Source organism: Bradyrhizobium sp. 23, assembly GCF_023073295.1.
In the GTDB taxonomy this organism is placed as follows: domain Bacteria; phylum Pseudomonadota; class Alphaproteobacteria; order Rhizobiales; family Xanthobacteraceae; genus Bradyrhizobium; species Bradyrhizobium canariense_D.
The window spans coordinates 1-878 of sequence record NZ_JADPJF010000125.1; the positions used below are offsets into that span (position 1 = coordinate 1).

1 protein-coding gene is annotated in these 878 nt (G+C 63.4%); it reads left to right on the forward strand.

All coding sequences use genetic code 11. The annotated features are described in order from the left end of the window. Positions 1-878, forward strand: an 878-nt coding sequence (locus tag IVB32_RS30600; protein ID WP_247412357.1) for a zinc ribbon domain-containing protein, incomplete at both ends; no start/stop codon positions are given.

Genomic DNA, 878 nt, shown 5'->3' on the forward strand with positions numbered 1-878 from the left:
ACCCACGACGGGTATGTGAGCTGGGAGAGGTTCGAGGCGATCCGCGCGATGGTCAGCAGCAACGTTCCCACTGGTCGGCATCACGGCGCGCCCAAGCATGGAGACGCGCTGCTGGCCGGTCTGATCCGGTGCCAGCGCTGCGGCCGCAAGCTCACACTCCGGTACTCAGGCATGAAGCACCATATCCCGCGCTACAGTTGCAGCCGCGCTTGGATGGACAATGGCGGCGCTCACTGCATCGCCTTCGGAGGATTGCGCGTCGATGATGCAATCGAGGAAGCACTGCTTAGCGTCGTCGGCCCAGGCGCTATCGCCGCTGCAACCGCTGCCGCCAAGGAAGCCGGAGAACGACGGGATCAGGTGCGCGATGCGCTCAGTCGCGATCTGGAAGCGGCGAGCTATGCCGCCGACCGGGCTTTCCGGCAATACGATGCCGCTGACCCCGCGAACCGGCTGGTGGCGAGTGAGCTTGAAGCGCGCTGGAACAGAGCACTCGCTCACGCGGCGGAGGTCGAGGACAAGATCGCTATGCATGATGCGGCGACGCCCGCACCTATTGCTGATCCAACTTCGCTCGGCGTACTGGCCTCAAACCTCAAAACGGTCTGGGATGCGCCGACGACGGATGCTCGCCTCAAGAAGCGCATTGTACGCACCCTCGTCCATGAGGTCGTGGCCAATATAGATGACGCGGCGTCCGAGATCGTTCTCATCGTCCACTGGGTGGGTGGCGCTCACAGCGAGTTGCGCTTGCCCAAGCGCCGGCGCGGACAGCGCAACAGCACTTCCGCCGATATTATCCAAGCCGTGCGTCAACTGGTGCTGATCGCCAACGACGATCTGATTGCCGGCCTCCTCAACCGAAACGGCCTCAAGAC